We start from the raw sequence: 23,660 nt of genomic DNA on the forward strand, positions 1-23,660 counted from the left end.
GAACACAAACCAGCAATCGCCAATCCGCTTGAGTTTCTTTAGAACGAAAGACTTCGTCGCCAGCAGCGCCGCCGCCCTCGTTCAGTGAGTGGGCTTATAGAACTAACCCTCCCAAACAGTCAACAGCCATGCCGAAAGTTTTTTGACAATTTTGTAACAGGCTGAAAATGAAGGGCTTTTAGCGACAGTCGCAAAAATAGACGAAATCCGCCGCCCCAATGGGTGGTTTTTGAGATTCGTTTTCGCCAAATCCTGAAGAACGGCTTCGGCGAGGGAGACAAGGTTGATATGGGAAGCCTGATGTTGAATTCCAGGTGCTTGCCTATAACGCGCCTCAGTCGCTAATTTGGCGGCGATAGACTATCCGGCGGAGTGAAGAATGCTTGTCCTCGATGAAGAACAGACGCGCGCGGCCCTGCCCTGGCCGGAACTGATCGAGGCGATTGCCCGCATGTTCCAGAGCGAATGCGTGATGCCGGTGCGCCACCACCATGAGATGGAGGTGCCGGGTGAAGAGAGCGCTACACTGCTTCTGATGCCGGCCTGGCTTCCCGGACATTATGTCGGGGTGAAGACCGTCTCGGTCTTTCCTGGCAACATGCGGCGCGGCCTGCCGGCGATCTTCGGAACCTATCTTCTTTCCTCCGGCGCTACCGGCGAGATGCTGTCTGCGATCGACGGTGGCGAACTGACTGCGCGGCGGACGGCGGCAGCATCGGCGCTGGCGGCCCGTTATCTCGCCCGTGCCGATGCGGAGGAGATGCTCGTCTGCGGGACCGGTCGACTGTCGCTCAACCTGATACTTGCTCACGGCACGACCCGGCCGATCAAGAAGTACCGCGTCTGGGGTCGCAACCGGCATGCCGCGGAAACGATCGCCGCCGAAGGGCGGGCGCTGGGGCTGGATGTCGAGGCGGTTGCAGATGTTGAAGCCGCGGCGCGAACCGCCGATATCATTTCCTGCGCCACGCTTTCCAGCGAGCCGTTGATATCGGGCGAATGGTTGAAGCCCGGCGCCCATCTCGATCTCGTCGGTGCCTTCAAGCCAAATATGCGCGAAAGCGACGACGAGGCCATCCGCCGTGCTTCGGTCTATGTCGATACCCGCGCCGGCGCCGTCAGCGAGGCAGGCGATATCGTCCAGCCGCTGAAAAGCGGCGTGCTTAGGGAAAGCGACATCAGAGCAGAGCTTGCGGAACTGGTCAGCGGTGCCCATGGCGGGCGAAGCCATGGTGAGGAAATCACGTTGTTCAAATCGGTCGGCGCCGCTTTGGAAGATCTCGCCGGAGCGATTCTTGCCTATGAGACAGTGACGGGCCGAAAGTGACGATCAGTGCATCATTGCCGGAACTTCCGGTTTCACATGTTCTGCCGGCCGTCGGCGCGGCGTTGGCCAATGAGGGACGCGCCGTCCTTTCCGCGCCGCCCGGCGCCGGCAAGACGACGCTGGTGCCGCTTTACCTGCTTGACCAGGCCTGGCGCGGCGACGGCAAGATCATCCTGCTGGAGCCCCGGCGGCTGGCGGCGCGGGCGGCGGCAAGCCGGATGGCGTCATTGCTCGGCGAGCAGGTTGGCAGCACGGTCGGCTACCGCATGCGCCTCGACAACAGGATATCGGCAGCGACACGGATCGAGGTCGTGACCGAGGGGGTTTTTGCCCGGATGATCCTCGACGATCCGGAATTGGCCGGTGTCTCTGTCGTCATCTTCGACGAATTCCACGAGCGTTCGCTGGATGCCGATTTCGGACTGGCGCTGGCGCTCGACGTCCAATCGGCCCTGCGCGAGGATTTGCGTATCTTGGTGATGTCGGCGACCCTTGACGTCGAACGTGTGGCGGCCCTGCTCGACCATCCGCCTGTCATCGAAAGCCTGGGGCGCAGCTTTCCGATCGATATCCGCTACCAGGATCGGCCGGGCGGCGAGCGCATCGAGGATGCGGTCACGCGGGCGATACTCGATGCCCATGCCGATCAGACCGGCTCGATCCTCGCTTTCCTGCCCGGCCAGGCGGAAATCACCCGAACGGTGGAACGGCTGCAGGGACGATTCGGAGCCGAGACACTGATTGCGCCGCTCTATGGCAATCTCAGCCAGAAGGAGCAGGATGCGGCAATCCGACCGGCATCCACGGGAACACGCAAGATCGTGCTTGCGACGTCGATCGCCGAAACCTCCATCACCATCGATGGCGTCAGGATCGTGATCGACAGCGGGCTGCAGCGTCTGCCAGTGTTCGAAGCACCGACCGGGATCACCCGGTTGGAGACGGTGCGCGTGTCGCGGGCTTCCGCCGATCAGCGGGCGGGCCGCGCCGGCCGAACGGAACCGGGTATCGCCGTCAGGCTGTGGCACCAGGGACAGACCGCGGCCCTGCCGGCCTTCACGCCGCCGCAGATCCTTTCCAGCGACCTTTCCGGACTGGTGCTCGATCTCGCCCATTGGGGCGTTCAGGATCCGGCGTCGCTTGCCTTTGTCGACCAGCCGCCGGAGACGACGCTCAGGGAAGCGCGGGTGCTGCTTGGCCAGCTCGGCGCGCTCGACAAGGGTGGGGCGCTGACAGTACGCGGCAAGGTGATGCGTGATCTCGCTTTGCCGCCGCGGCTTGCCGCCATGGTCATTTCTGCAGGCGAATCAGGGCACGCCCGCGATGCGGCAATGATCGCCGTGCTTCTCACCGAACAGGGGCTCGGCGGAACGAACATCGATATCGAGGAGCGGCTGCGACGCTTCAAGGCCGAGCGTGGCGAAAGAGTGGAGGCCTCGCGGCGGCTGGCGGCGCGGCTGGCGAGCGGCCTCGACACCGTTACCGCAACGGCGCCGGCACTTGCGGGCCAGCTCTTGCTGCATGCGTTCCCGGATCGGATCGCGCTTCAGCGCGGCGGGCGCGGCCGATTCGTGATGGCGAACGGGCGCGGCGCGGAGCTGCCGGAAACCGAGAGGCTGGCCGGCAGCCAGATGCTGGTTATCGCCGATCTCGCCGGGCGGGCGGCGCGGGCGCGAGTATTGGCGGCAGCCGAGGTAACGCGCGGCGATATCGACGCCGAGCTGCCCGGCGAAATCAAAACCGGCGATCAGATCTTTTTCGACCGGCAAAGCCGGCAGATACGAGCGCGGCGGGCAACCCGGCTCGGTGCGATCGTCTTCGAAGAGACGCCCTTGCCGCGGCCTTCCGGGGCCGCGGTCACCCAGGCACTGGTGGAGGGCGTGCGCGAGCTGGGGCTCGATCATCTCGCCTTCTCGAAGGAGGCCGTGCAACTTCGCGAGCGGATCGGATTCCTTCACAGGACGATCGGCGAGCCCTGGCCCGACGTCAGCGACGATGCCCTGCTTTCGCGGCTGGATGATTGGTTCGGCCCCTTTCAGACAGAGGCCCGCGGCCTTTCCGAGATTTCCGCCGCCGGGCTGTCGAACGGGCTGCTGTCGTTGGTGCCGCACGAGGTGCAACGCGACCTTAACCGACTTGCGCCGACGCATTTCGAAGCGCCGACCGGCCAAAGACATCCGATCCAATATGAGGGCGAGGAGCCGGTGTTGACGATCCGCGTGCAGGAGCTGTTCGGGCTGAAGCAGCACCCGGCCATTGCCGGCGGCCGTCTGCCGCTGCTGCTAGAACTGACCTCGCCGGCGCATCGGCCGATCCAGACGACCCGCGACCTGCCGGGCTTCTGGGCCGGCACGTGGAGAGACGTGCGTGCCGATATGCGCGGACGTTATCCCCGGCATCCCTGGCCAGAGCGGCCGGAAGACGCGTTGCCGACGACACGGGCAAAACCGCGTGGTACATGAGGGCCATCCAAGGAGCCCCCGGCATGATCGACACGCCTGGCATGATTGACAAGACACAAAGCCTTACACTGGAGGACCGGTACAGCAGCCGCAGGCTGCGCCTGCAGACGCTGGTGCGGCTGCGCTGGCTTGCCGTTTGCGGCCAGGCGCTGACGGTGTTCATCGTGGCCTTCTGGTTGAAATTTTCCTTACCGCTGATTGCCAGCTCTTCGCTGATCGCTGCCCTTGCCTGGGTGAATTTCTACCTGACGATCCGCTATCCGCCGACCCACCGGCTGGGACCGCCGGCCGCCTTTGCGCTGCTCGGCTTCGATCTTCTGCAGCTCTGCGCGCTGCTCTTCATCACCGGCGGCCTTGCCAACCCTTTCGCAGCCCTCGTCTGCGTGCCCGTCATCATTTCGTTTGCCTCGCAGCCGATCCGTTACAGCACGGCGCTGATCGGCTTCGCGATGGTGTGCATCACGATGCTTGCCTTTTCGCCTTTTCCGCTGCCCTGGTTCGACGGTGTCGAGATCAACGTCCATAACGTCATGCAGTTCGGGGTCTGGTGCTCGATCGCCTCGACGATGGCCTTCGCCGCCTTCTATGCCTACCGTGTCTCGCTGGAAGCGAGCCAGCTTGCCGATGCGCTGGCTGCAACCGAACTGGTGCTGCAGCGGGAAAAACACCTTTCACAGCTCGATGGATTGGCGGCCGCCGCTGCCCACGAGCTCGGCACGCCGCTTGCGACGATCAGCGTCGTCGCCAAGGAAATGGAGCGGGAGCTCAAGGACGACGATCGTTTCCGCGAGGACGTGATGCTGCTGCGCAGCCAGAGCGAACGCTGCCGTGACATCCTGCGGCGGCTGACGACGCTTTCCTCCGAAGGCGAAGCGCATATGCGCCGCCTGCCGCTTTCCTCGATGATCGAGGAGGTCGTCGCGCCACACCGGGAATTCGGCATCATCTTGGAGCTGATCGAAAAGAGCCCGCGCAAGGACGAACCGGTGACCGACCGCAATGCCGGCATCATGTACGGGCTCGGCAACCTGATCGAAAACGCCGTCGATTATGCGCGGGAGAAAGTGATCGTCACCGTCGAGCATGATCACGACAAAGTGCTGATCGTCATCGAGGATGACGGCAACGGCTACGCTCCCGATATTCTGACGCGGATCGGCGAGCCTTACATGACCAAGCGGCAGAAAGAGGATACGGCGGGCGGGCTCGGCCTTGGGCTTTTCATCGCCAAGACGCTGCTGGAGCGCTCGGGGGCATCGCTGATTTTCGAGAATCGCGACCCGGAAAGTGCGGGCGCGCGTATCCGAATCGAATGGCCGCGCATGCTGATCGACGCAAATTCGACAAAATGACTTTGTCGGCATAAGTAGGATATAAACGGTTGACGCAGATCGGGCGTTCAAGCGCCAGGACCAAGACGATGACAGAACAAAATCACGAAAATTTCGCCGCGGCAGATGAAGACCATATCGGTCCTGACGCTAGCCTGCTGATCGTCGACGACGACGGGCCGTTCCTGCGCCGGCTGGCCCGGGCGATGGAGACGCGCGGTTTTCAGGTGGAGACGGCCGAATCAGTGGCGGAGGGCGTTGCGAAATCGAGAGGCAGGCCGCCGAAATATGCGGTGGTCGACCTTCGGCTCGGCGACGGCAATGGGCTCGACGTCATCGAAGCTATCCGCCAGCGGCGCGACGACACCAGGATCATCGTGCTGACCGGCTATGGCAATATCGCAACCGCGGTCACCGCCGTAAAACTCGGCGCCGTCGATTACCTGGCAAAGCCAGCGGATGCCGACGACGTCTTTTCAGCGTTGACGCAGCGGCCGGGCGAAAAGGCCGACCTTCCCGAGAACCCGATGTCGGCCGACCGGGTGCGCTGGGAGCACATCCAGCGGGTCTATGAAATGTGCGAGCGCAACGTGTCGGAAACCGCGCGCCGACTCAACATGCACCGGCGCACACTGCAGCGTATCCTTGCCAAACGGGCGCCGAAATAGACGAGACATCCGTCAAACATCATCGACGGTATACGGCTTTCCGTTGGCCCATTCGGCCATCATCAGCCTCTGCGCGGCGGCACGTGAGAAATTGAGCGTGACGGATTTTCGCGTGGCCGGGGCCAAACGATGTTCCGGCGCCTCGCGAATCATATGAGCGCCATAACCGTCCGACAGGAAAAGCCCGCACTCCTCGGGAAAGATGTCGAGCGGCACACCTTCGTGAGTCGCGAAGAACAACCGGTCGCAATGCAGCCTGTATTCCGGCCATTTGCGATCCACCCTGAAATCCTCGATCGACGTCTTGATTTCTATAATCCAGACCTCGCCCTTTTCCGAAACAGTGATCAAATCGGCACGGCGGCCGCTGGCGAGCGGCAGTTCGGGCAGCACGGCATGGCGCATTTCATGCAGCAAAATCTGCGTTCCGCGCCGCACCATCATGGCTCTGTCCGATTGCCGGCCATCGATTAACGGATTGTTATTGTAAACGCTCAAAATCGTCATGGATAACCCTAGCAGGGGCTGGCGTGTTGTTGCAAAAAAACCATGCGCTTCTAATTTGCGCCGCAGATGGATTTGTCGCGCAGCAGTAGCCTTGCAAAGCGCAAGTTAATCGAAAATAAACCATAATCAACGATGGTCGAAAGACTGTTCTCCTTGCCCCAAAACTTCAAGAGTCATCTATGCGCATCCGCAATGCATTCCCGGTATTTGGCCTGCTGACGACGCTGGCACTGGCCGGTTGCTCCTCGACATCAGACAGCGCATCCGTCGACGACAAGGGCGCAGGCCCGACGGTACAGACAGCCCAGATCTTCAATGACGCCTATGGCGTGACGAAGGATTCCGGATACTCTCTGCCGGCGATCCCGATCGACCGGGTCAAGCCGCAGTTCCGCCGCCAGGTCGTCAGCTACCAGACCACCGAGCGCCCCGGTACGATCATCGTCAACACTCGCGAGCGCTTCCTCTATTACATCCTGGCCAACGGCAAGGCGATGCGCTACGGCATCGGCGTCGGCAAGCAGGGCTTCGCATGGGCCGGCACCGCCTACGTCGCCTGGAAGCAGGAATGGCCGACCTGGCACCCGCCGAAGGAAATGGCCGTTCGCCGTCCTGACGTCGCCAAGTATGTCGAAGACGGCATGGGCCCGGGTCTCAGCAATCCGCTCGGCGCACGCGCCATGTATCTCTTCAACGATGACGGCAAGGACACGCTGTTCCGCCTGCACGGCACACCGGAATGGGCTTCGATCGGCACTGCCGCTTCCTCGGGCTGCATTCGCCTGATGAACCAGGACGTCATTGACCTCTATAGCCGCGTCCGTCCCGGCAAGGGCACGTCCAAGGTCGTCGTTATCCAGTAAGCTAGATACTGAATTCGGTATAAAAAAGGCCGCCGGGCTGTCGTTCCGGCGGCCTTTTCATATTCTCACCTATGCTCTCACCCTTCTTGCTTCGCCTTGAGTTCAAGGCGGCGGCGGTGAAGCACCGGCTCGGTATAGCCGTTCGGCTGCTCCCTGCCCTTCAGGACGAGATCGAGGGCGGCCTGAAAGGCGATCGAGCCGTCGAAATTGCCGGCCATCGGCCGATAAGCGGGGTCTTGCTCGTTCTGCCGGTCGACGACAGCGGCCATGCGCTGCATCGTTTCGGCGATCTGAGCCTCGGTGACGACCTTGTGGTGCAGCCAGTTCGCCATGTGCTGGGCCGAGATGCGCAATGTCGCACGATCCTCCATCAGGCCGACATTGTTGATGTCTGGCACCTTCGAGCAACCAACGCCCTGATCGACCCAGCGCACGACGTAGCCGAGGATGCCCTGGGCATTGTTGTCGAGTTCGCGCTGGATTTCCTCCGGCGTCCAGTTCGGCCGCACCGCAACCGGCACGGAGAGAATGTCGGAGAGCTTGGCGCGCGCACGGTCCTTCAGCCCCTGCTGAACCCTGGCGACATTCACCCGGTGATAATGGGTGGCATGCAGGGTGGCGGCCGTCGGCGACGGGACCCAGGCGGTGTTGGCGCCGGCCTTCGGATGGGCGATCTTCTGCTCCAGCATCGCCGCCATCAGATCCGGCATCGCCCACATGCCCTTGCCGATCTGCGCATGGCCGGCAAGACCGCATTCGAGCCCGATGTCGACGTTCCAGTTTTCATAGGCGGCGATCCAGGCCGCCTGGCGCATGTCGCCCTTGCGAATCATCGGGCCGGCTTCCATCGAGGTGTGGATCTCGTCGCCGGTGCGATCGAGGAAGCCGGTATTGATGAAGACGACGCGCTCGCGGGCAGCACGGATGCATTCCTTGAGATTGATCGTCGTGCGGCGCTCCTCATCCATGATGCCCATCTTGATGGTGTAGCGCGGCAGGCCAAGCGCGTCTTCGACCCGCGAGAAGATCTCGTCGGCGAAGGCCACCTCTTCCGGCCCATGCATTTTCGGCTTGACCACATACATCGAGCCGGTGCGGGAATTCTTCCTGCGGCCGGCCGGGCCGATGTCGTAAAGCGAGATCAGCCCGGTGATGACGGCATCCATGATGCCTTCCGGTACTTCGAGGCCGTCGCGGTCGAGGATCGCCGGATTGGTCATCAGGTGGCCGACATTGCGCACCAGCATCAGCGAGCGGCGATGCACCTCGAACGAAGCGCCGTCCGGGCCGGTATATTGCACATCCGGATTGAGCTTGCGGATGAAGCTCGTTCCGCCCTTTACCACCTCTTCCTGGAGATCGCCCCTCATCAGGCCGAGCCAGTTGCTGTAGACGACGACCTTGTCCTCGGCGTCGACGGCAGCGATCGAATCCTCGCAGTCCATAATTGTCGTAATCGCCGATTCCAGCCAGACATCGGAGATATGAGCCGGATCGGTCTTGCCGATCGCCGTCGTCACATCGATGACGATCTCGATATGGATGCCGTTGTTCTTCAGGAGAATATGCGTCGGTGCGGCGGCATCGCCGCGATAGCCGGCAAAATGCCCGTCATCCCTCAGCATTGCCTGCTCGCCATCGATCGATCTGATCGCGAGCGCTCCGTCCTTGACGGCGAAACTGCCGACATCCTTCCAGCTGCTATCCTGCAGCGGCACAGACATATCGAGAAAATCTCGCACCCAGGCGATGACCTTCTCGCCGCGCTTCGGATTGTAATCCTTGCCCTTTTCAGCGCCGTCGGTCTCGGGAATGGCGTCCGTGCCATAGAGCGCATCATAGAGCGAGCCCCAGCGGGCATTGGCGGCGTTGAGCGCATAACGGGCGTTCATGACGGGAACGACCAGCTGCGGGCCTGCAATCGAGGCGATCTCAGGATCGACGTTATCGGTCGACACGTGGAAGTCCGATCCCTCAGGCAAGAGATAGCCGATTTCGCGGAGGAAGGACTGGTATTCGTCCATATCCGCAGGCGAGCCATGCCGGCGATACCAGTCGTCGATCTTAACCTGCAGGTCGTCGCGTTTTGCCAGCAGCGCACGATTCCTAGGGGCGAGATCATGGACGATCGCCGAAAAATCGGCAAAGAACTTCTCCGCGTCGACCGCTAGCCCTGGCAGCACCTCCTTGACGAGGAAATCATGAAGGACGGCTTCGACGGCAAGACCGTTCTTATCAATGCGGTTCATGCGGCATTCTCCTTGGCACGACTTTGAATGCTGCCACTTTGCCCGGCTTTCATTCACAGTCAATTCGGCAATAATTCGAAAGATTTATGCTTTTGTGGAAATTATGCGCGGCGTTACGCACATCGGAAGCCCATTCTGCGGCTGCGTCGTTAATTTCTGCACCGGCCAGGGATTGGTCTGAGCGGTGGAATCGAAGCGATAGCGATGCATCAGAACAGCAAGGGCAATCACCGCCTCCTGAAGCGCAAAGGTTGCGCCGATACAGACACGCGGACCGGCGCCGAAAGGCAGGAACTGGAAGCGGCCGATGGAGCCGCGATTTTCCGGCAGGAAGCGTTCCGGCATATAGGCGCGCGGCCTGTCCCAATAGAGTTCGTGGCGGTGCAACGTCCAGGGCATGATCAGCAACGTGACATCGGCATCGATCTCGACCCGCTCGCCCTTAGGGCTTGTCCAGGAATCAGCCGCTATGGCGGCGCGATTGATGGATGGTGCCGGCGGATAGAGGCGTAAAGCCTCCTCGAAGGCGGCGCGCGTCAGCGGCATTAGATCCAGCCATTCCACCGGTTCGGCGCCAGTGGCGAGCACTGCGTCGATTTCTACTTCCATCGCCTCACGGATGTGCGGGCTGTTCGATACGCAATACAGCGTCCAGGCCAATGCCCGCGCTGTGGTCTCATGCCCCGCGCCGATAAACGTCAGAATATTGTCTTCGATTTCTTCTTTCGTCAGCCCGTCAGGGCCGGCCTGCTCCAAGAGCAGGGTCAGGAAATCTTCGGGCGCGGTGGCGCGATTGGCCTTCATCTTTGCCAGTCGCGTATCCATCGTGTTGCGCACAATGGCGCGGAATTTCTCCAGCACTTTCTGACCGCCGATGCGTGTCACACGTGGAACCCAGGACGGGGCGCGCATCAGATCCATCGGATCGACGCGGCCCATGCGATTCAGGAGATCATTGACATCATCGGCGAAATTGCCGCTTGAGGTGACGATTTCACCGGAGAATAACGTGTCAGCGAGAATCGCGAAGGTCAGCTCGGTCATGTCGGTGCTGATATCGAAAATCGCTCCCGCCTCGCCTGCGCTCTCATATTTGCCGGCATAGTCTTCAGACTGGCGCAACATCTGCCCGGCGAAGCCTTGGGCATGGCGGGGCGTGAAAACCGGCGCCACCGCCTTGCGTGATCTTTTCCAGACGGGACCTTCGGCGGTCAGAAGACCGTCGCGTAGGATCGGACGCAGGACGAGCTGGCGCACATCCGACATGCGGTAATTATTGGCATTGTCGACCAGCACATGCTTGATCAGGCCGGGATCATTGACGATCAGCGTCCTCTGGCCAAAGAAATTGGTGTGGATCCAGGGCAGCGTGTAAGACGGCTCGCCCCAGAGTTCGAGCGGGTTGCGCAGGATGACGCGGATGATTTCCAGCCGGCTCGGCGGTACGGTGCGCGGCAGCGGTGCCGGCGGAACGAAGGGGTCCGGACGCATGTCCATCGGAAAAGCCTTTCGGGGAAAATCTACGCTTCCCGTCAGGCGTGAAGCTAGAGCAGGCCCTTGAGTTCGTCCAGCTTGTCGTTGATCAGCCAGCCGTAATAATTCTCCTCCGGCCAGACGGTCGCGCCGGCGGAGCGGTTTTTCGCGGCAAGGGCTGCGGCGCGCTGGCGCGAGTTGCCGACATTATAAAGCGTCGCGGTCAGGCCGGGATTGCCCGAGATGTCCATGCCGGCGATCTCCTTGTAATCGTCGATCGACCGGCGGATCGAGGCGGCGACAAAGGCGAGCGAGATATCGGGATCCATGATGGACTTGTAGACGGCGCCGGCATTCTTCTCGTTCAGCTTCGGATAACCGGAGACACGGGCCACGAGATCGGAGAGCATCAGCGCCGTCAACGGATTGACCTGGCCGAGGCCGAAGGTCTGACCGGCGTAGAAGGGCTGGAAGAAGACCGCGCTGAAGCGGTTGTCGGGAAAGCTCTTGCCACCCACGGTCTTGCCGCGAAAATCACTTTCCCAGACATCTTCGCGGCAGGACCACAGCGTGTAGGAATCGCTCTTGCCTTTGCACTCGGCAAATTGCGGCCGCACCACGAAGTCGTCGATGTTTTCGCCGTCATAAGCGAAGCGGAAGCTTTCTCCAGCGTAAGAAGCAGCCTTGACATAATAGGACTGCAGCCGGTCGTAGGCGTCGACATTATAAGTGTGTTCGCCAACGATCGCGCCGACGACATGGATGGGATTGATGCCGTAAGCGCTGGAGACCTTGCGGATCTTGCCCATCAGCTCGCGATCGGTGGCCAGGAGCTCGTGGACCTTTTCATACTTCAGATCGAAGCTGCTCTTGGTTCCCTTGGTGCGCCTGACGGACGCGCCCGGAATATCCGGCTGCTCGGCATGGCGGTTGCCGGCCGGCACCGTCTGCATTGCGAAGGCGGGCGCCGAATTCACCAGGGCAACGGCAATCAAAAGGCTTGTCAAAAGGCGTCGCACGATCCGCTATCCCGTCCGGTTCCATCGTCCTGTTTGCGATGCGGCTGACTGGACCAGAATCTTGGCCGAATAAAGCCGCAGCGGAAAACAAACGGGCCTTCACTAAAAAGTAAAAGGCCCGCTGTCGAGAGTGGAGTTCGTCACAATCCGGCATTCACATCGGGAAAGACATGGACCGGTGCGCCGATATCACAGAATGAAGCGCGAGAGATCGGTATTCTGCGCGAGATCGCCGACATGTTCGCGCACATAGGCGGCATCGATCGTCACGGCCGTTCCGCCCCGGTCCGGCGCGTTGTAGGAGATCTCGTCCAGCACCCGCTCCATCACCGTCTGCAGACGGCGGGCGCCGATGTTTTCGACGGAGGAGTTCAGATGCACGGCGACATCGGCAAGCGCATCGATCGCGTCATCAGTGAATTCGAGGCTCAGGCTTTCGGTTTCCATCAGCGCACGATACTGGCGGATGAGGCTTGCTTCCGTCTCGGTCAAGATTCGGCGGAAATCCTCCTTGTTCAAAGGACGCAATTCGACACGGATCGGCAAGCGACCCTGCAGTTCCGGCAAAAGATCCGAGGGTTTGGAGACATGGAAGGCGCCGGAGGCGATGAAGAGGATATGATCCGTCTTCACCGGCCCATATTTGGTCGAGACCGTCGTGCCTTCGACGAGCGGCAAGAGGTCGCGCTGAACGCCTTCGCGCGAAACGCCGGCGCCCATGCCGCCGTCACGGGCGGCGATCTTGTCGATTTCGTCGAGGAAGACGATACCGTCATTCTCGGTGGAGCGAACGGCCTCGCGCTGGATCACCTCATTGTCGATCAGCTTGTCGGATTCGTCGCGGATCAGGTCGCTGTAGGAGGCCTTGACCGTGGTGCGGACCTTCTTGGTGCGTCCGCCCATGGCTTTGCCGAACATTTCCGACAGGTTGAGCACGCCGATATTGGCGCCCGGCATGCCGGGTATTTCGAAGCCACCCATGCCGGAACCGGCATCGGCCACCTCGATATCGATTTCCTTGTCGTCGAGTTCGCCATCCCTCAGCTTCTTGCGGAAGTTTTCGCGGGTGGCGGGCGAGGCGGTGGTGCCGACCAGCGCATCGAGAACACGCTCCTCGGCGCTGACGTGGGCCTTGGCCTGGACCTCGGTCCGCTTCTTCTCGCGCACCAGGCCGATACCGACCTCGACAAGATCGCGGATGATCTGCTCGACATCGCGGCCGACATAACCGACTTCGGTGAATTTGGTGGCTTCCACCTTGATGAAGGGCGCGCCGGCGAGTTTTGCCAGGCGGCGGGAGATCTCGGTCTTGCCGACACCGGTCGGGCCGATCATCAGGATGTTCTTCGGCATGACTTCGTCGCGAAGGCTGGGGTCCAACTGCTGGCGACGCCAGCGGTTGCGAAGCGCAATCGCGACGGCGCGTTTGGCGTCATGCTGGCCGATAATGTAGCGGTCGAGTTCGGAAACGATCTCGCGGGGGGAAAAAGTCGTCATTGCGTGTCATTCTCCTGGCGGTCCGGGGCCATCAGCACCCGGCCGTAATTCGTCTTTGCTCGCCGCCGCAGCGGCCGCAAGGCCCGAGGTTCAGCCTTCGACATCCAGCGATTCGACCACGATGTTGTGGTTGGTGTAGACGCAGATGTCGGCGGCGATTTCGAGAGCGCGGCGCGCGATCTCTTCGGCCGATTTGTCGGTATCCATCAGCGCGCGGGCGGCGGCTAAGGCAAAATTGCCGCCCGAGCCGATCGCCATCGTGCCATGCTCGGGCTCGAGCACGTCGCCATTGCCGGTGATCGCCAGCGTGATCGACTTGTCGGCGACGAGCATCATGGCTTCGAGATTACGCAGGTATTTGTCGGTGCGCCAGTCTTTGGCAAGCTCGACGGCGGCACGCATCAGCTGACCGGGATATTGCTCCAGCTTCTTTTCAAGCCTTTCGAGCAGGGTAAAGGCATCGGCAGTGGCGCCGGCGAAACCGGCGACGACTTCACCCTTGCCGATGCGGCGCACCTTGCGGGCATTGCCCTTCATGACGGTCTGGCCGAGGCTCACCTGGCCGTCGCCGGCCATCACCACCTTGCCGCCTTTTCGAACTGTAATGATCGTTGTCATCAAACACCTGTCTGCCCACGACGCGGGCGTTTACGCGAGACCACACATTGGCCCTGTTGAGCCCTATGTAAGAGGGCCGGCGCCGTTTGCAAATGGGCCGGCTTTTCTCTTGCCCGGCTTCTGGATATTTGCCGATGCGCCTGATAAGGAACGGCCTTATTCCGATGGAGGGCCATATGGCCGAGACCGCAGCAAGCCGTACGGGCAGCGTTTCCCGCAAGACCAACGAAACCTCGATTTCCGTCTCCGTCAATCTCGACGGCACCGGCAAATCGAAGATTTCGACCGGCGTCGGCTTCTTCGACCATATGCTCGACCAGCTGTCGCGGCATTCCCTCATCGATATGGAGATCGAGGCCAAGGGCGACCTGCATATCGACGACCACCACACGGTCGAGGATACCGGCATCGCCATCGGCCAGGCGATCTCCAAGGCGCTCGGCGACAGGCGCGGCATCACGCGCTACGCTTCGATCGATCTCGCCATGGACGAGACGATGACCAAGGCCGCGGTCGATCTTTCCGGCCGGCCGTTCCTCGTCTGGAACGTTGCGTTCAGCGCGCCGAAGATCGGCACGTTCGACACCGAACTCGTTCGCGAATTCTTCCAGGCGCTTGCCCAGAATGCCGGCATCACCTTGCATATTCTCAATCATTATGGCGCCAACAACCACCATATTGCCGAGACATGCTTCAAGGCCGTTGCCCGCGCATTGCGCACGGCGACAGAGATCGATCCGAGACAGGCGGGCCGTGTTCCCTCGACCAAGGGCACGCTCGTCTGAGCCCTTCAAGGGAGCGGCGACAATGACATCAAGCTATATTTTCCTGACACCACCCGGCAGCACGAGCGCCGCGGTCAACGAGACGCGAACCATCCGCGACGGCTTCACGCTGCTCGGCTTTCTCTTTCCCTGGCTGTGGCTGCTGGCCCATCGGCTTTGGCTGCCTGCGGCCGCGGCCTTTCTGCTGCAGGGCCTCGGTGGTGCGCTGATGGAAGAGCCGGGTCTCGGGCTGGCGGGAGCGGCCATCATGCTAGGTGTGAATGTGCTGGTCGGGCTCGAGGGCCAGAATTTGCGTATCCGCACCCTCGCCGCCAAAGGCTGGAACGAAGACGCACTCATAGCAGCCGATACGATCGGCATTGCCGAGCAGGTCTATTTTTCGGACAGGGAGGCCACCGCGAATAGCGATGACGCAGTGACACCGGACTGGGACAACAAGACCCGGCCAAACCGCCCGCCCGGTCATGCCACATCGCTTGGTCTTTTTGGTTTTGATGGAGGACGCTGACGATGCGCGTCGCGATTATCGACTACGGCTCCGGTAACCTTCGCTCGGCGACCAAGGCTTTCGAGCGGGCCGCCCGCGAGGCAGGCATCGATGCGCATATCGATCTCACCGACAGGGCAGAGGATGTTGCCGCGGCCGATCGTATCGTGCTTCCCGGTGTCGGCGCTTATGCCGATTGCCGGCGCGGCCTCGATGCGGTGCCTGGAATGGCCGAGGTGTTGATCGAGGCTGTCGAGAAGAGGGCACGGCCGTTCCTCGGCATCTGCGTCGGCATGCAGCTGATGTCCTCGCGCGGCCTCGAGAAGACCGTGACGGATGGTTTTAACTGGATTGCCGGCGACGTCGTCGGGATGACGCCTGATGATCCTCAACTGAAGATCCCGCAGATCGGCTGGAACACGCTCGACCTGAAGCGCGACCATCCCCTCTTTGATGGTATCGCGACCGGCCCGGAGGGGCTGCATGCCTATTTCGTGCACTCCTACCAGCTTGCCGCCGAAAACGACGACGACGTCATCGCGACCGTTGACTATGGTGGTGCAATGACCGCCGTCGTCGGGCGCGACAACATGGTGGGCGCCCAGTTTCACCCTGAAAAGAGCCAGAAGCTCGGGCTGGCGCTGATCACGAATTTCCTGCGCTGGAATCCGTGATACCTCCGCCTTATTTCCCCTTTAAGGAAACGGCGGGACAGGAGTGCGCTCGATGCCGGTGTCGCGGAAATCAGGCAAGGTAATCTACACGTTGCGGCCTTCCAGAGAGGGCCTGCCTGCCTTTTCTGATATCAAGCTTCCGGGCGGCACGATCATTCGCCGTGTCGATGAGGCCCTCCACAGGAAGGCGCTTTCCAATGCGACCAAGGCGCTGAAAGAAAGGCTGGACCAATGACCCACGAATTCCTTGCCGGCAACGAAAATTCGCAGCTGCGCGCCAATGGGATCAACGCCGGCGACATCGCAGAAGCCGTGCTGGAATTCTATATCGAAGGCGAGGACGATCTGATTGGCCTGCTAGCCTACGCCCTCTACGAGCGACAGAAGCGTGATTTCGTTGTCAGCCATCGCAAGCGCAACGCCGGCCGTTCGCCCAATGAAGCCGAGCTTGCCGCCGTCACCAGCAATTATCTCTCGACCGACTTGCGCAATACGCTGCGCGACCGGGCCTCGCAGATCCTTTCGAGCTATGCCGAAACCTATGTGGAGGCGATGGAACCGGAGATCCGGCTGGCCGCCGTCAACAATGATGCGCTGCGAAAGATGCGTGACATCGAAAAATCGATGAAGCGGCGCCTCGGCTTCTGGCGCCAGGTCCGTGCCGGCTTTGTCGTCGCCCTGCTGCTGCTTCTGCTTTTCGGCGCGGCCACCTTTGCCGCTGTCTTTTTCCACTCGGATATCGTAGATGCGTGGAATGCGCTGATGATACCGACCACTCTACGGACGTAAGACGACATGATCCTTTTTCCCGCGATCGACCTGAAGGGCGGCCAATGCGTCCGCCTGAAGCTCGGCGACATGCAGCAGGCGACGGTCTACAACACCGATCCGGCCGCCCAGGCGAGATCCTTCGAAGACCAGGGGTTCGAATGGTTGCACGTGGTCGATCTCGACGGCGCCTTTGCGGGGCATTCGGCCAATGGCGACGCCGTGGAGGCGATCCTGAAGGCGACGAAAAATCCGGTGCAGCTCGGCGGCGGCATCCGCACCCTCGATCATATCGAAGCGTGGCTGTCGCGCGGGCTGCGGCGCGTCATTCTCGGCACCGTCGCGGTCAGAAATCCTGATCTGGTCATCGAGGCCTGCCGGAAATTCCCGGGCCATGTCGCCGTCGGCATCGATGCCAAGGGCGGCAAGGTCGCCGTCGAGGGCTGGGCGGAGGCTTCCGAACTCGGGATCATCGAGCTCGCGAGGAAATTCGAGGGCGCCGGCGTCGCCGCGATCATCTACACAGATATCGACCGAGACGGCATCCTTGCCGGCATCAACTGGACCTCGACGCTGGAACTTGCCGACGCCGTCTCCATTCCCGTCATCGCCTCCGGCGGCCTTGCCTCTCTCGATGATGTCAGACGCATGTTGCAGCCCGATGCGCACAAGCTCGAGGGGGCGATTTCCGGCCGGGCGCTTTATGACGGCCGTATCGATCCCAAGGAAGCCCTGGCGCTGATCCGGGTGAACAGGGCAAAGGAGACCGCGTAAATGACCCTTAAAGCCCGTGTCATTCCCTGCCTCGACGTCAAGGACGGCCGCGTCGTCAAGGGCGTCAACTTTCTCAATCTCGTTGATGCCGGCGATCCGGTCGAAGCGGCGAAGGCCTATGATGCGGCCGGCGCCGATGAACTTTGCTTTCTCGACATCACTGCGTCCTCGGACAATCGCGAGACGATCTTCGATGTCGTGTCGCGCACAGCCGACCAATGCTTCATGCCGCTGACAGTCGGCGGCGGGGTGCGCACCATCGCTGATATCCGCAAGCTCTTGCTGTGCGGCGCCGACAAGGTCTCGATCAATTCGGCAGCGGTCAGCAATCCCGACTTCGTCGCTGAAGCGGCCGACAAGTTCGGCGACCAATGCATCGTCGTTTCGATCGACGCCAAGCGCAGGCGCACACGGGCGGTCGGCGGCGACAATCTCAGCGCCTGGGAGATCTATACGCATGGCGGCCGCAACGCGACCGGCCTCGACGCCGTCGAATTCGCCCAGAAGATGGTAGAGCGCGGCGCCGGCGAGTTGTTGGTCACCTCGATGGACCGCGACGGCACCAAGGTCGGCTACGATCTGGAACTGACGCGGGCGATCGCCGATGCGGTGCGTGTGCCGGTCATCGCGTCGGGCGGCGTCGGCGACCTCGACGATCTCGTCGCCGGGGTGAAGGAAGGCCATGCCAACGCGGTGCTCGCCGCCTCGATCTTCCACTTCGGTACCTATACCGTCGGCGAGGCGAAACACTATATGTCGAAGTGCGGCATCGACATGCGTCTGGACTGAACCTTGAAAGCGGACCTATGAGCGGATTTTCTCTTTCCGATCTCGAAAGCATCGTCGCAGAACGGTCGAAAGCCTCGCCAGAGCAATCCTGGACAGCGAAGCTCGTGGCCGCCGGTCAGCCGAAAGCGGCAAAGAAGCTCGGCGAGGAGGCGATCGAAGCCGTGATGGCGGCGGTGACCGGCGACCGCGATAATCTGACCTATGAAGCCGCCGATGTGCTCTATCACCTATTGGTCGTATTGAAGATTGCTGAAATACCGTTAGAGAATGTCATGGCCGAACTCGAGCGCCGAACCGCGCAGTCCGGCCTCAAGGAAAAGGCCGGCCGGCAGAGTTCATGAGTATCGCGACTGAGATCATCGGGGTGCCGGAAACGTTGGATCATTTCCAGTCGGACTCCTATTCGCCCTACCACTTCTTCTCTTCCGAACAATGGGCGAAATTCCGCGCCGATACGCCGCTGACGCTGACCAGCGACGAGGTCAAACGGCTGCGTTCGATGGGCGATCCGATCGATCTCGACGAGGTCCGGCGGATCTATCTGTCGCTGTCGCGACTGCTGTCGGCGCATGTCGAATCTTCGCAGATGCTGTTCGAACAGCGCAACCGCTTCCTCAGCCTGTCCGATGTGACAAAGACGCCCTTTGTCATCGGCATCGCCGGCTCGGTCGCCGTGGGAAAATCGACCACGGCCCGTATCCTCAAGGAGCTCCTGGGGCGCTGGCCTTCCAGCCCCAAAGTCGATCTCGTTACTACCGACGGCTTCCTCCATCCGAACGCCGTGCTGCAGCGGAAAAAGCTGATGCAGCGCAAGGGTTTTCCGGAGAGTTACGACACGGCGGCGATCCTGCGCTTTCTCTCGGCGATCAAGGCCGGACAGCCGGATGTGAAGGCGCCTAGCTATTCGCACCTTGTCTACGACGTGCTGCCGGACGAATACAAAATTGTCGACCGGCCCGACATCCTGATCTTCGAGGGCATCAACGTGTTGCAATCGCGCGACCTGCCGGCCGGTGGCAAGATCGTGCCGATGGTCTCCGACTTCTTCGACTTCTCGATCTATATCGATGCCGCGGAAGACCAGATCCACAACTGGTACGTCGCACGTTTCATGCGGCTGCGCGAGACCGCCTTCCGCGATCCGAACTCCTATTTCCATCGCTACGCCTCGATCAGCGACGCGGAAGCGCTCGAAATCGCCGGGGATCTGTGGGCGAATATCAACCTGAAAAACCTGCGGCAGAACATCCTGCCGACGCGGCCGCGTGCCGATCTCATCCTGAAAAAGGGCAAGGATCATCTGATCGAGCAGGTCGCGCTGCGGAAACTATAGCAGGCGATCCTATGCTGATTGTCAGTTCGGGGGATTGACGCGGCGTAACGTCAGATTGATGCGCCCGCCATTCTTCAAGAGCGTCGAGGTCGCCAGATGAATGCGGTCGACGCCGTGGAAACAAAGTCTCCCCTCGCCGCCCAGAACGACCAGATCGCCGCTCGAAAGCTTGAAGGATAGCGTAGGATCATTGCGGTTGAGGCCGCCGACGCGGAAGAGGCAGCTGTTGCCGAGCGAGATCGAGACAACCGGCGCCTGCAGATCCCTCTCGTCCTTATCCTGATGCAGGCCCATGCGCGCGTCGTCGGCGTAAAAATTCACCAGACAGGCTTCGGGCGGTTTGTCGTAGCCGGCAACATCATTCCAGATATCAAGCAATTCCCGCGGCATGTCAGGCCAGCGCCTGCCGGTTGCCGGATGCGTCGGCTGATAGCGATAGCCGCGCTCCTTGTCGGTCACCCAGCCGAGCGGCCCGCAATTGGTCATGCGCACCGACATCGGCTTGCCGGTGCCGGGCATGACGGGCACATAAAGCGGCGCCTCAGTGACAATAGTGCGGATTACCTCGACCAATGCCTCCTGACGCGCCCGGTCGAGGTAGCCGGGGAGATGGCGAATGCCGCTCAAGAGCTCCGGCATGTCATTCGCCTCCGCTGCCGCCAGGGCGGCCACGCATTTTCTTGACTTCAGAACGGCCGGATTTTTCCTTCAGGCGGCGCTCGACCGAACCCTTGGTCGGCCTGGTCTTCTTGCGTGGCGGCGGCGGCGGCTTGGCGGCCTCCAGTAACAATTCCTTCAGCCGATCGCGCGCATCCTCGCGGTTGCGGTCCTGGCTGCGAAACCGGCTCGCCTCGATCATCAGCACGCCTTCCTTCGAAAGGCGGCGGCCGGCAAGCTTGACCGCATTGGTTTTGACACGATCATTGAGGGACGGCGAATTCGGGATATTGAAAAACAGCTGGACCGCGGTCGAGACCTTGTTGACATTTTGCCCGCCGGGACCGCCCGCCAGAACGAACTGTTCCGTCAGCTCCCATCCGGCGATGGTGATTCTGTCGTCGATATAAAGTGCGTCGCTGGCCATGCGGCGTTCTATCTCACATCGGCGGCGAATTGAAAATATCGGCTGCAATCAAAGAAAACCCGGCGATCCTGCGATACCGGGTTTCACGTGAGTCAGAGAATTTTGTTGTTCTTATTCGGCGGCGACCTTTACGCCGGGGGCCGCATCGCGGACGCCGCCGTCGACGTGACCCTCGAACTTGGCGAAGTTGGCGATGAACATCGAGACCAGCTTTTCGGCCTGCACGTCATAGGCCGATTTGTCGGTCCAGGTCGAGCGCGGATCGAGAATGCTGCCGTCGACGCCGTTGACGGAGACCGGCACAGCGAAGCCGAAGTTGGTATCCGCACGGAACTCCACCCGGCCGAGTTCGCCGGTGAGAGCCGCAGCGAGAAGGGCACGCGTCGCCTTGATCGGCATGCGCTTGCCAGTGCCGTAAGCGCCGCCGGTCCAGCCGGTATTGACCAGCCAGCACTGGACGCCATGGCGGCCGATCAGATCCTTGAGCAGATTGCCATATTCGGCCGGATGCCGCGGCATGAACGGGGCGCCAAAGCAGGTGGAGAAGGTCGCTTCCGGCTCAACCACACCCTTTTCGGTGCCAGCCACCTTGGCGGTATAGCCGGAGAGGAAGTGATACATCGCCTGATCAGGCGTCAAGCGAGCGATCGGCGGCATGACGCCGAAGGCATCGGCGGTCAGCATGATGATCGTCTTCGGATGCCCGGCCCGGCCGGTTTCCGAAGCGTTCGGGATGAAATCCATCGGATAGGCGCAACGGGTGTTCTCGGTCAGCGAGCCGTCATTGAAATCCGGCTCGCGGCCTTCGTTCAGAACGACGTTTTCGAGCACGGTGCCGAAGCGCTGCGTCGTCGCATAGATTTCCGGCTCGGCCTCGGCCGACAGACGGATGGTTTTGGCGTAGCAGCCGCCTTCGAAGTTGAAGATGCCGTTTTCACTCCAGCCGTGTTCGTCATCGCCGATCAATGTGCGGGCCGGATCGGCCGAAAGCGTCGTCTTGCCAGTGCCGGAAAGGCCGAAGAACACCGCGGCGTCACCGTTCGGACCGACATTGGCCGAGCAGTGCATCGGCATCACGCCCTTGGCCGGCAGCAGGTAGTTGAGCACGGTGAAGACCGATTTCTTCATTTCGCCGGCATAGGAGGTACCGCCGATCAGAACGAGACCGTTGGTCAGGTCGCAGGCAATCACCGTTTCCGAACGGCAGCCGTGGCGGGCCGGATCGGCCTTGAAGCTCGGCAGATCGATGATCGTCAGTTTCGGCGCGAAGCTGGGCAGCGCTGCGGCATCGGGGCGGATCAGCAGATTGCGGATGAACAGCGAATGCCAGGCAAACTCGGTGACGACCCTTGTCGGCAGAGCATGGCCTTCCTCGGCGCCGCCGACGAGATCCTGGACGAACAGGTCCCTACCCGCGGCGTGCGCCAGCATATCCTCGCGCAGCAGGGCGAAATGTTCCGGCGAGATCGGCTTATTGTTGTCCCACCAGATTTCGCTGTCGGTATTGCTGTCGCGAACGACGAACTTGTCGCGCGGCGAACGGCCGGTGTGCTGGCCGGTGATAGCCCGCAGCGCACCCTGAGCAGTCAGTTCGGCTTCGCCCCGGCGGATCGCTTCTTCATAGAGCGCGGCGGCAGAAAAGTTGTAGCGAACGCTGGCTGCGCCGCCCAATCCAACCGTTGCCAGCTCTGTTGCCGGGTTATGAACTCCGAACATTTCCATGGCTAATTCCCTTCGCTCAGGCTCGGTGCCGTTTAACTAAGCGCGAAAATACGGGCAGGATTTTTAAAACACAAGACGCTAAATTTGATAAAATGTAGTAATATCAGATATTTAATCGATTTAAATTTATTGCTTCTATTTTAAATCGTTTTAAAGACCGCGTTGAAACATTTTGCCGCACTACTCCAGATTGCTGGAGAATTTCACGACAATCTTTCCCTTTATCTTTGCCACAATTTGTTCCACCTTTATCCTCCATAAGCGCATCCGGTCACTGAGACCGCCTGGGGAGAGCAAATCCGGGAGATTGCGCACTGATGACGGAGACCAACACCATGCCGACAATCGCGCTCGTTGATGACGACCGCAACATCCTCACCTCGGTGTCGATCGCGCTGGAGGCCGAAGGATACAAGGTCGAGACTTATACGGATGGAGCTTCGGCGCTCGACGGCCTTCTGGCGCGGCCACCGCAGCTGGCGATCTTCGACATCAAGATGCCGCGCATGGACGGCATGGAATTGCTGCGCCGTCTGCGGCAGAAGTCGGATATTCCCGTCATCTTCCTCACCTCCAAGGATGAGGAGATCGATGAACTCTTCGGCCTGAAGATGGGCGCCGACGATTTCATCACCAAGCCTTTTTCGCAGCGCCTGCTGGTCGAGCGCGTCCGCGCCGTGTTGCGCCGCGCCTCAAGCCGTGAAGCCGCAGCCGCCGGCACCAGCCCCGCCGGCGCGCCGAAGAACGGCGCTGTGCAGCAGGCCCGATCGCTGGAGCGCGGGCAACTGGTCATGGACCAGGAACGCCATACCTGCACCTGGAAGGGTGAGGCCGTGACCCTGACGGTGACCGAATTTCTGATCCTGCATTCGCTGGCGCAGCGCCCCGGCGTCGTCAAAAGCCGCGACGCGCTGATGGACGCCGCCTATGACGAACAGGTCTATGTCGACGACCGGACCATCGACAGCCACATCAAGCGGCTGCGCAAGAAATTCAAGATGGTCGACAACGACTTTGATATGATTGAAACGCTCTACGGAGTGGGATACCGCTTCCGCGAAGCGGCCTGAGCCCACGCGGCGCAGGGCGACTGCATAATTCCCTAGACAGAGTTATGCAGCAGTTCAAAGTGTTACAGCCTCCTTTGCGCGTCTGAAAAGACGCGCGGCGCTGTCGGAATTGTTGAGGGCTGCGGGCCGATTTATCCGGCCCCGCCCTTCGAAAGGGCCT

The 23,660-nt window shown here is 61.2% G+C and carries 25 protein-coding genes; 15 read left to right on the plus strand and 10 right to left on the minus strand.

Going from position 1 to position 23,660, the window contains the following annotated elements; all coding sequences use genetic code 11:
- The first annotated feature begins 379 nt into the window (after positions 1-379).
- From HJB84_RS04535 to HJB84_RS04550, 4 genes are all read left to right on the plus strand, one after another.
- Positions 380-1,327, plus strand: coding sequence for an ornithine cyclodeaminase family protein (locus HJB84_RS04535; RefSeq protein ID WP_221115369.1), 948 nt, complete (start codon positions 380-382; stop codon positions 1,325-1,327).
- On the plus strand, positions 1,324-3,789 hold the full coding sequence (gene hrpB / locus HJB84_RS04540; protein ID WP_221115370.1) for an ATP-dependent helicase HrpB: 2,466 nt from the start codon (positions 1,324-1,326) through the stop codon (positions 3,787-3,789). Before HJB84_RS04535 ends, hrpB begins: the two co-directional genes overlap by 4 nt.
- A gap of 23 nt (positions 3,790-3,812) precedes the next feature.
- Positions 3,813-5,141, plus strand: coding sequence for an ActS/PrrB/RegB family redox-sensitive histidine kinase (locus HJB84_RS04545; RefSeq protein WP_221115371.1), 1,329 nt, complete (start codon positions 3,813-3,815; stop codon positions 5,139-5,141).
- Positions 5,142-5,209: 68 nt separating this feature from the next.
- A complete protein-coding gene (locus HJB84_RS04550; RefSeq protein ID WP_207582360.1) occupies positions 5,210-5,788 on the plus strand; it encodes an ActR/PrrA/RegA family redox response regulator transcription factor in 579 nt (192 codons plus the stop codon).
- Positions 5,789-5,800: 12 nt separating this feature from the next.
- Here the strand turns inward: HJB84_RS04550 and HJB84_RS04555 are convergent, their stop codons facing one another.
- Entirely contained in the window at positions 5,801-6,295 is a 495-nt protein-coding gene (locus tag HJB84_RS04555; protein ID WP_207582359.1) for an MmcB family DNA repair protein, read from the minus strand.
- A 179-nt stretch (positions 6,296-6,474) separates the two neighbouring features.
- On the opposite strand from HJB84_RS04555, the gene HJB84_RS04560 reads away from it, so the two are divergent.
- On the plus strand, positions 6,475-7,158 hold the full coding sequence (locus HJB84_RS04560) for a L,D-transpeptidase (protein WP_207582358.1): 684 nt from the start codon (positions 6,475-6,477) through the stop codon (positions 7,156-7,158).
- Between the two features lie 77 nt (positions 7,159-7,235).
- On the opposite strand, the gene HJB84_RS04565 is transcribed toward HJB84_RS04560, so the two are convergent.
- From HJB84_RS04565 to hslV, 5 genes are all read right to left on the minus strand, one after another.
- Positions 7,236-9,407: a malate synthase G gene (locus HJB84_RS04565; RefSeq protein WP_221115372.1), complete on the minus strand. Its 2,172-nt coding sequence runs from the start codon at positions 9,405-9,407 to the stop codon at positions 7,236-7,238.
- 84 nt (positions 9,408-9,491) lie between these two features.
- On the minus strand, positions 9,492-10,904 hold the full coding sequence (locus HJB84_RS04570) for a cytochrome P450 (RefSeq protein WP_221115373.1): 1,413 nt from the start codon (positions 10,902-10,904) through the stop codon (positions 9,492-9,494).
- Positions 10,905-10,951: 47 nt separating this feature from the next.
- On the minus strand, positions 10,952-11,899 hold the full coding sequence (locus HJB84_RS04575) for a DUF1402 family protein (RefSeq protein WP_207582356.1): 948 nt from the start codon (positions 11,897-11,899) through the stop codon (positions 10,952-10,954).
- 189 nt (positions 11,900-12,088) lie between these two features.
- Positions 12,089-13,396 carry an ATP-dependent protease ATPase subunit HslU gene (gene hslU, locus HJB84_RS04580; RefSeq protein WP_007632042.1) on the minus strand — a complete coding sequence of 436 codons (1,308 nt, stop codon included), beginning with the start codon at positions 13,394-13,396 and terminating at the stop codon, positions 12,089-12,091.
- Between the two features lie 90 nt (positions 13,397-13,486).
- Positions 13,487-14,014, minus strand: a complete 528-nt coding sequence (gene hslV, locus HJB84_RS04585) for an ATP-dependent protease subunit HslV (RefSeq protein WP_221115374.1) — start codon at positions 14,012-14,014, stop codon at positions 13,487-13,489.
- 176 nt (positions 14,015-14,190) lie between these two features.
- Between hslV and hisB the strand changes: the two genes are divergently transcribed.
- From hisB to coaA, 9 genes are read left to right on the plus strand one after another with little or no spacing between them, the layout of a single operon-like run.
- A complete protein-coding gene (hisB, locus tag HJB84_RS04590; RefSeq protein ID WP_003583306.1) occupies positions 14,191-14,799 on the plus strand; it encodes an imidazoleglycerol-phosphate dehydratase HisB in 609 nt (202 codons plus the stop codon).
- A gap of 22 nt (positions 14,800-14,821) precedes the next feature.
- Positions 14,822-15,307 (plus strand): DUF2628 domain-containing protein, encoded by a 486-nt coding sequence (locus HJB84_RS04595; RefSeq protein ID WP_221115375.1) that lies wholly within the window; start codon positions 14,822-14,824, stop codon positions 15,305-15,307.
- Between the two features lie 2 nt (positions 15,308-15,309).
- Positions 15,310-15,960: an imidazole glycerol phosphate synthase subunit HisH gene (gene hisH, locus HJB84_RS04600; RefSeq protein ID WP_207582354.1), complete on the plus strand. Its 651-nt coding sequence runs from the start codon at positions 15,310-15,312 to the stop codon at positions 15,958-15,960.
- Between the two features lie 52 nt (positions 15,961-16,012).
- Positions 16,013-16,195 (plus strand): hypothetical protein, encoded by a 183-nt coding sequence (locus HJB84_RS04605; protein WP_207582353.1) that lies wholly within the window; start codon positions 16,013-16,015, stop codon positions 16,193-16,195.
- Complete coding sequence (locus HJB84_RS04610) at positions 16,192-16,749, plus strand: hypothetical protein (protein WP_207582352.1); 558 nt, start codon at positions 16,192-16,194, stop codon at positions 16,747-16,749. The genes HJB84_RS04605 and HJB84_RS04610 overlap by 4 nt, the downstream gene beginning before the upstream one ends.
- A 6-nt stretch (positions 16,750-16,755) precedes the next feature.
- Positions 16,756-17,502 carry a 1-(5-phosphoribosyl)-5-[(5-phosphoribosylamino)methylideneamino]imidazole-4-carboxamide isomerase gene (gene hisA / locus HJB84_RS04615; RefSeq protein WP_207582351.1) on the plus strand — a complete coding sequence of 249 codons (747 nt, stop codon included), beginning with the start codon at positions 16,756-16,758 and terminating at the stop codon, positions 17,500-17,502.
- On the plus strand, positions 17,503-18,291 hold the full coding sequence (gene hisF / locus HJB84_RS04620) for an imidazole glycerol phosphate synthase subunit HisF (RefSeq protein WP_207582350.1): 789 nt from the start codon (positions 17,503-17,505) through the stop codon (positions 18,289-18,291).
- Between the two features lie 17 nt (positions 18,292-18,308).
- The gene (locus HJB84_RS04625; protein ID WP_003571373.1) at positions 18,309-18,632 is read left to right on the plus strand and encodes a phosphoribosyl-ATP diphosphatase; all 324 of its coding nucleotides are present in this window, start codon (positions 18,309-18,311) and stop codon (positions 18,630-18,632) included.
- A complete protein-coding gene (gene coaA, locus HJB84_RS04630) occupies positions 18,629-19,624 on the plus strand; it encodes a type I pantothenate kinase (RefSeq protein ID WP_207582349.1) in 996 nt (331 codons plus the stop codon). Before HJB84_RS04625 ends, coaA begins: the two co-directional genes overlap by 4 nt.
- A gap of 21 nt (positions 19,625-19,645) precedes the next feature.
- Here coaA and HJB84_RS04635 read toward each other — a convergent pair whose 3' ends face one another.
- From HJB84_RS04635 to HJB84_RS04650, 4 genes are all read right to left on the minus strand, one after another.
- Complete coding sequence (locus tag HJB84_RS04635) at positions 19,646-20,263, minus strand: alpha-ketoglutarate-dependent dioxygenase AlkB (RefSeq protein ID WP_207582348.1); 618 nt, start codon at positions 20,261-20,263, stop codon at positions 19,646-19,648.
- Between the two features lies 1 nt (position 20,264).
- Entirely contained in the window at positions 20,265-20,708 is a 444-nt protein-coding gene (gene arfB, locus HJB84_RS04640) for an alternative ribosome rescue aminoacyl-tRNA hydrolase ArfB (protein ID WP_207582347.1), read from the minus strand.
- 111 nt (positions 20,709-20,819) lie between these two features.
- Complete coding sequence (locus tag HJB84_RS04645) at positions 20,820-22,430, minus strand: phosphoenolpyruvate carboxykinase (protein WP_207582346.1); 1,611 nt, start codon at positions 22,428-22,430, stop codon at positions 20,820-20,822.
- Positions 22,431-22,533: 103 nt separating this feature from the next.
- The gene (locus tag HJB84_RS04650; RefSeq protein ID WP_207582345.1) at positions 22,534-22,689 is read right to left on the minus strand and encodes a hypothetical protein; all 156 of its coding nucleotides are present in this window, start codon (positions 22,687-22,689) and stop codon (positions 22,534-22,536) included.
- Between the two features lie 76 nt (positions 22,690-22,765).
- Between HJB84_RS04650 and HJB84_RS04655 the strand changes: the two genes are divergently transcribed.
- Positions 22,766-23,500, plus strand: coding sequence for a response regulator transcription factor (locus HJB84_RS04655; protein ID WP_007632058.1), 735 nt, complete (start codon positions 22,766-22,768; stop codon positions 23,498-23,500).
- The last annotated feature ends 160 nt before the right edge of the window (positions 23,501-23,660 follow it).

Source organism: Rhizobium sp. NZLR1b (assembly GCF_019685155.1).
Classification (GTDB): Bacteria; Pseudomonadota; Alphaproteobacteria; order Rhizobiales; family Rhizobiaceae; genus Rhizobium.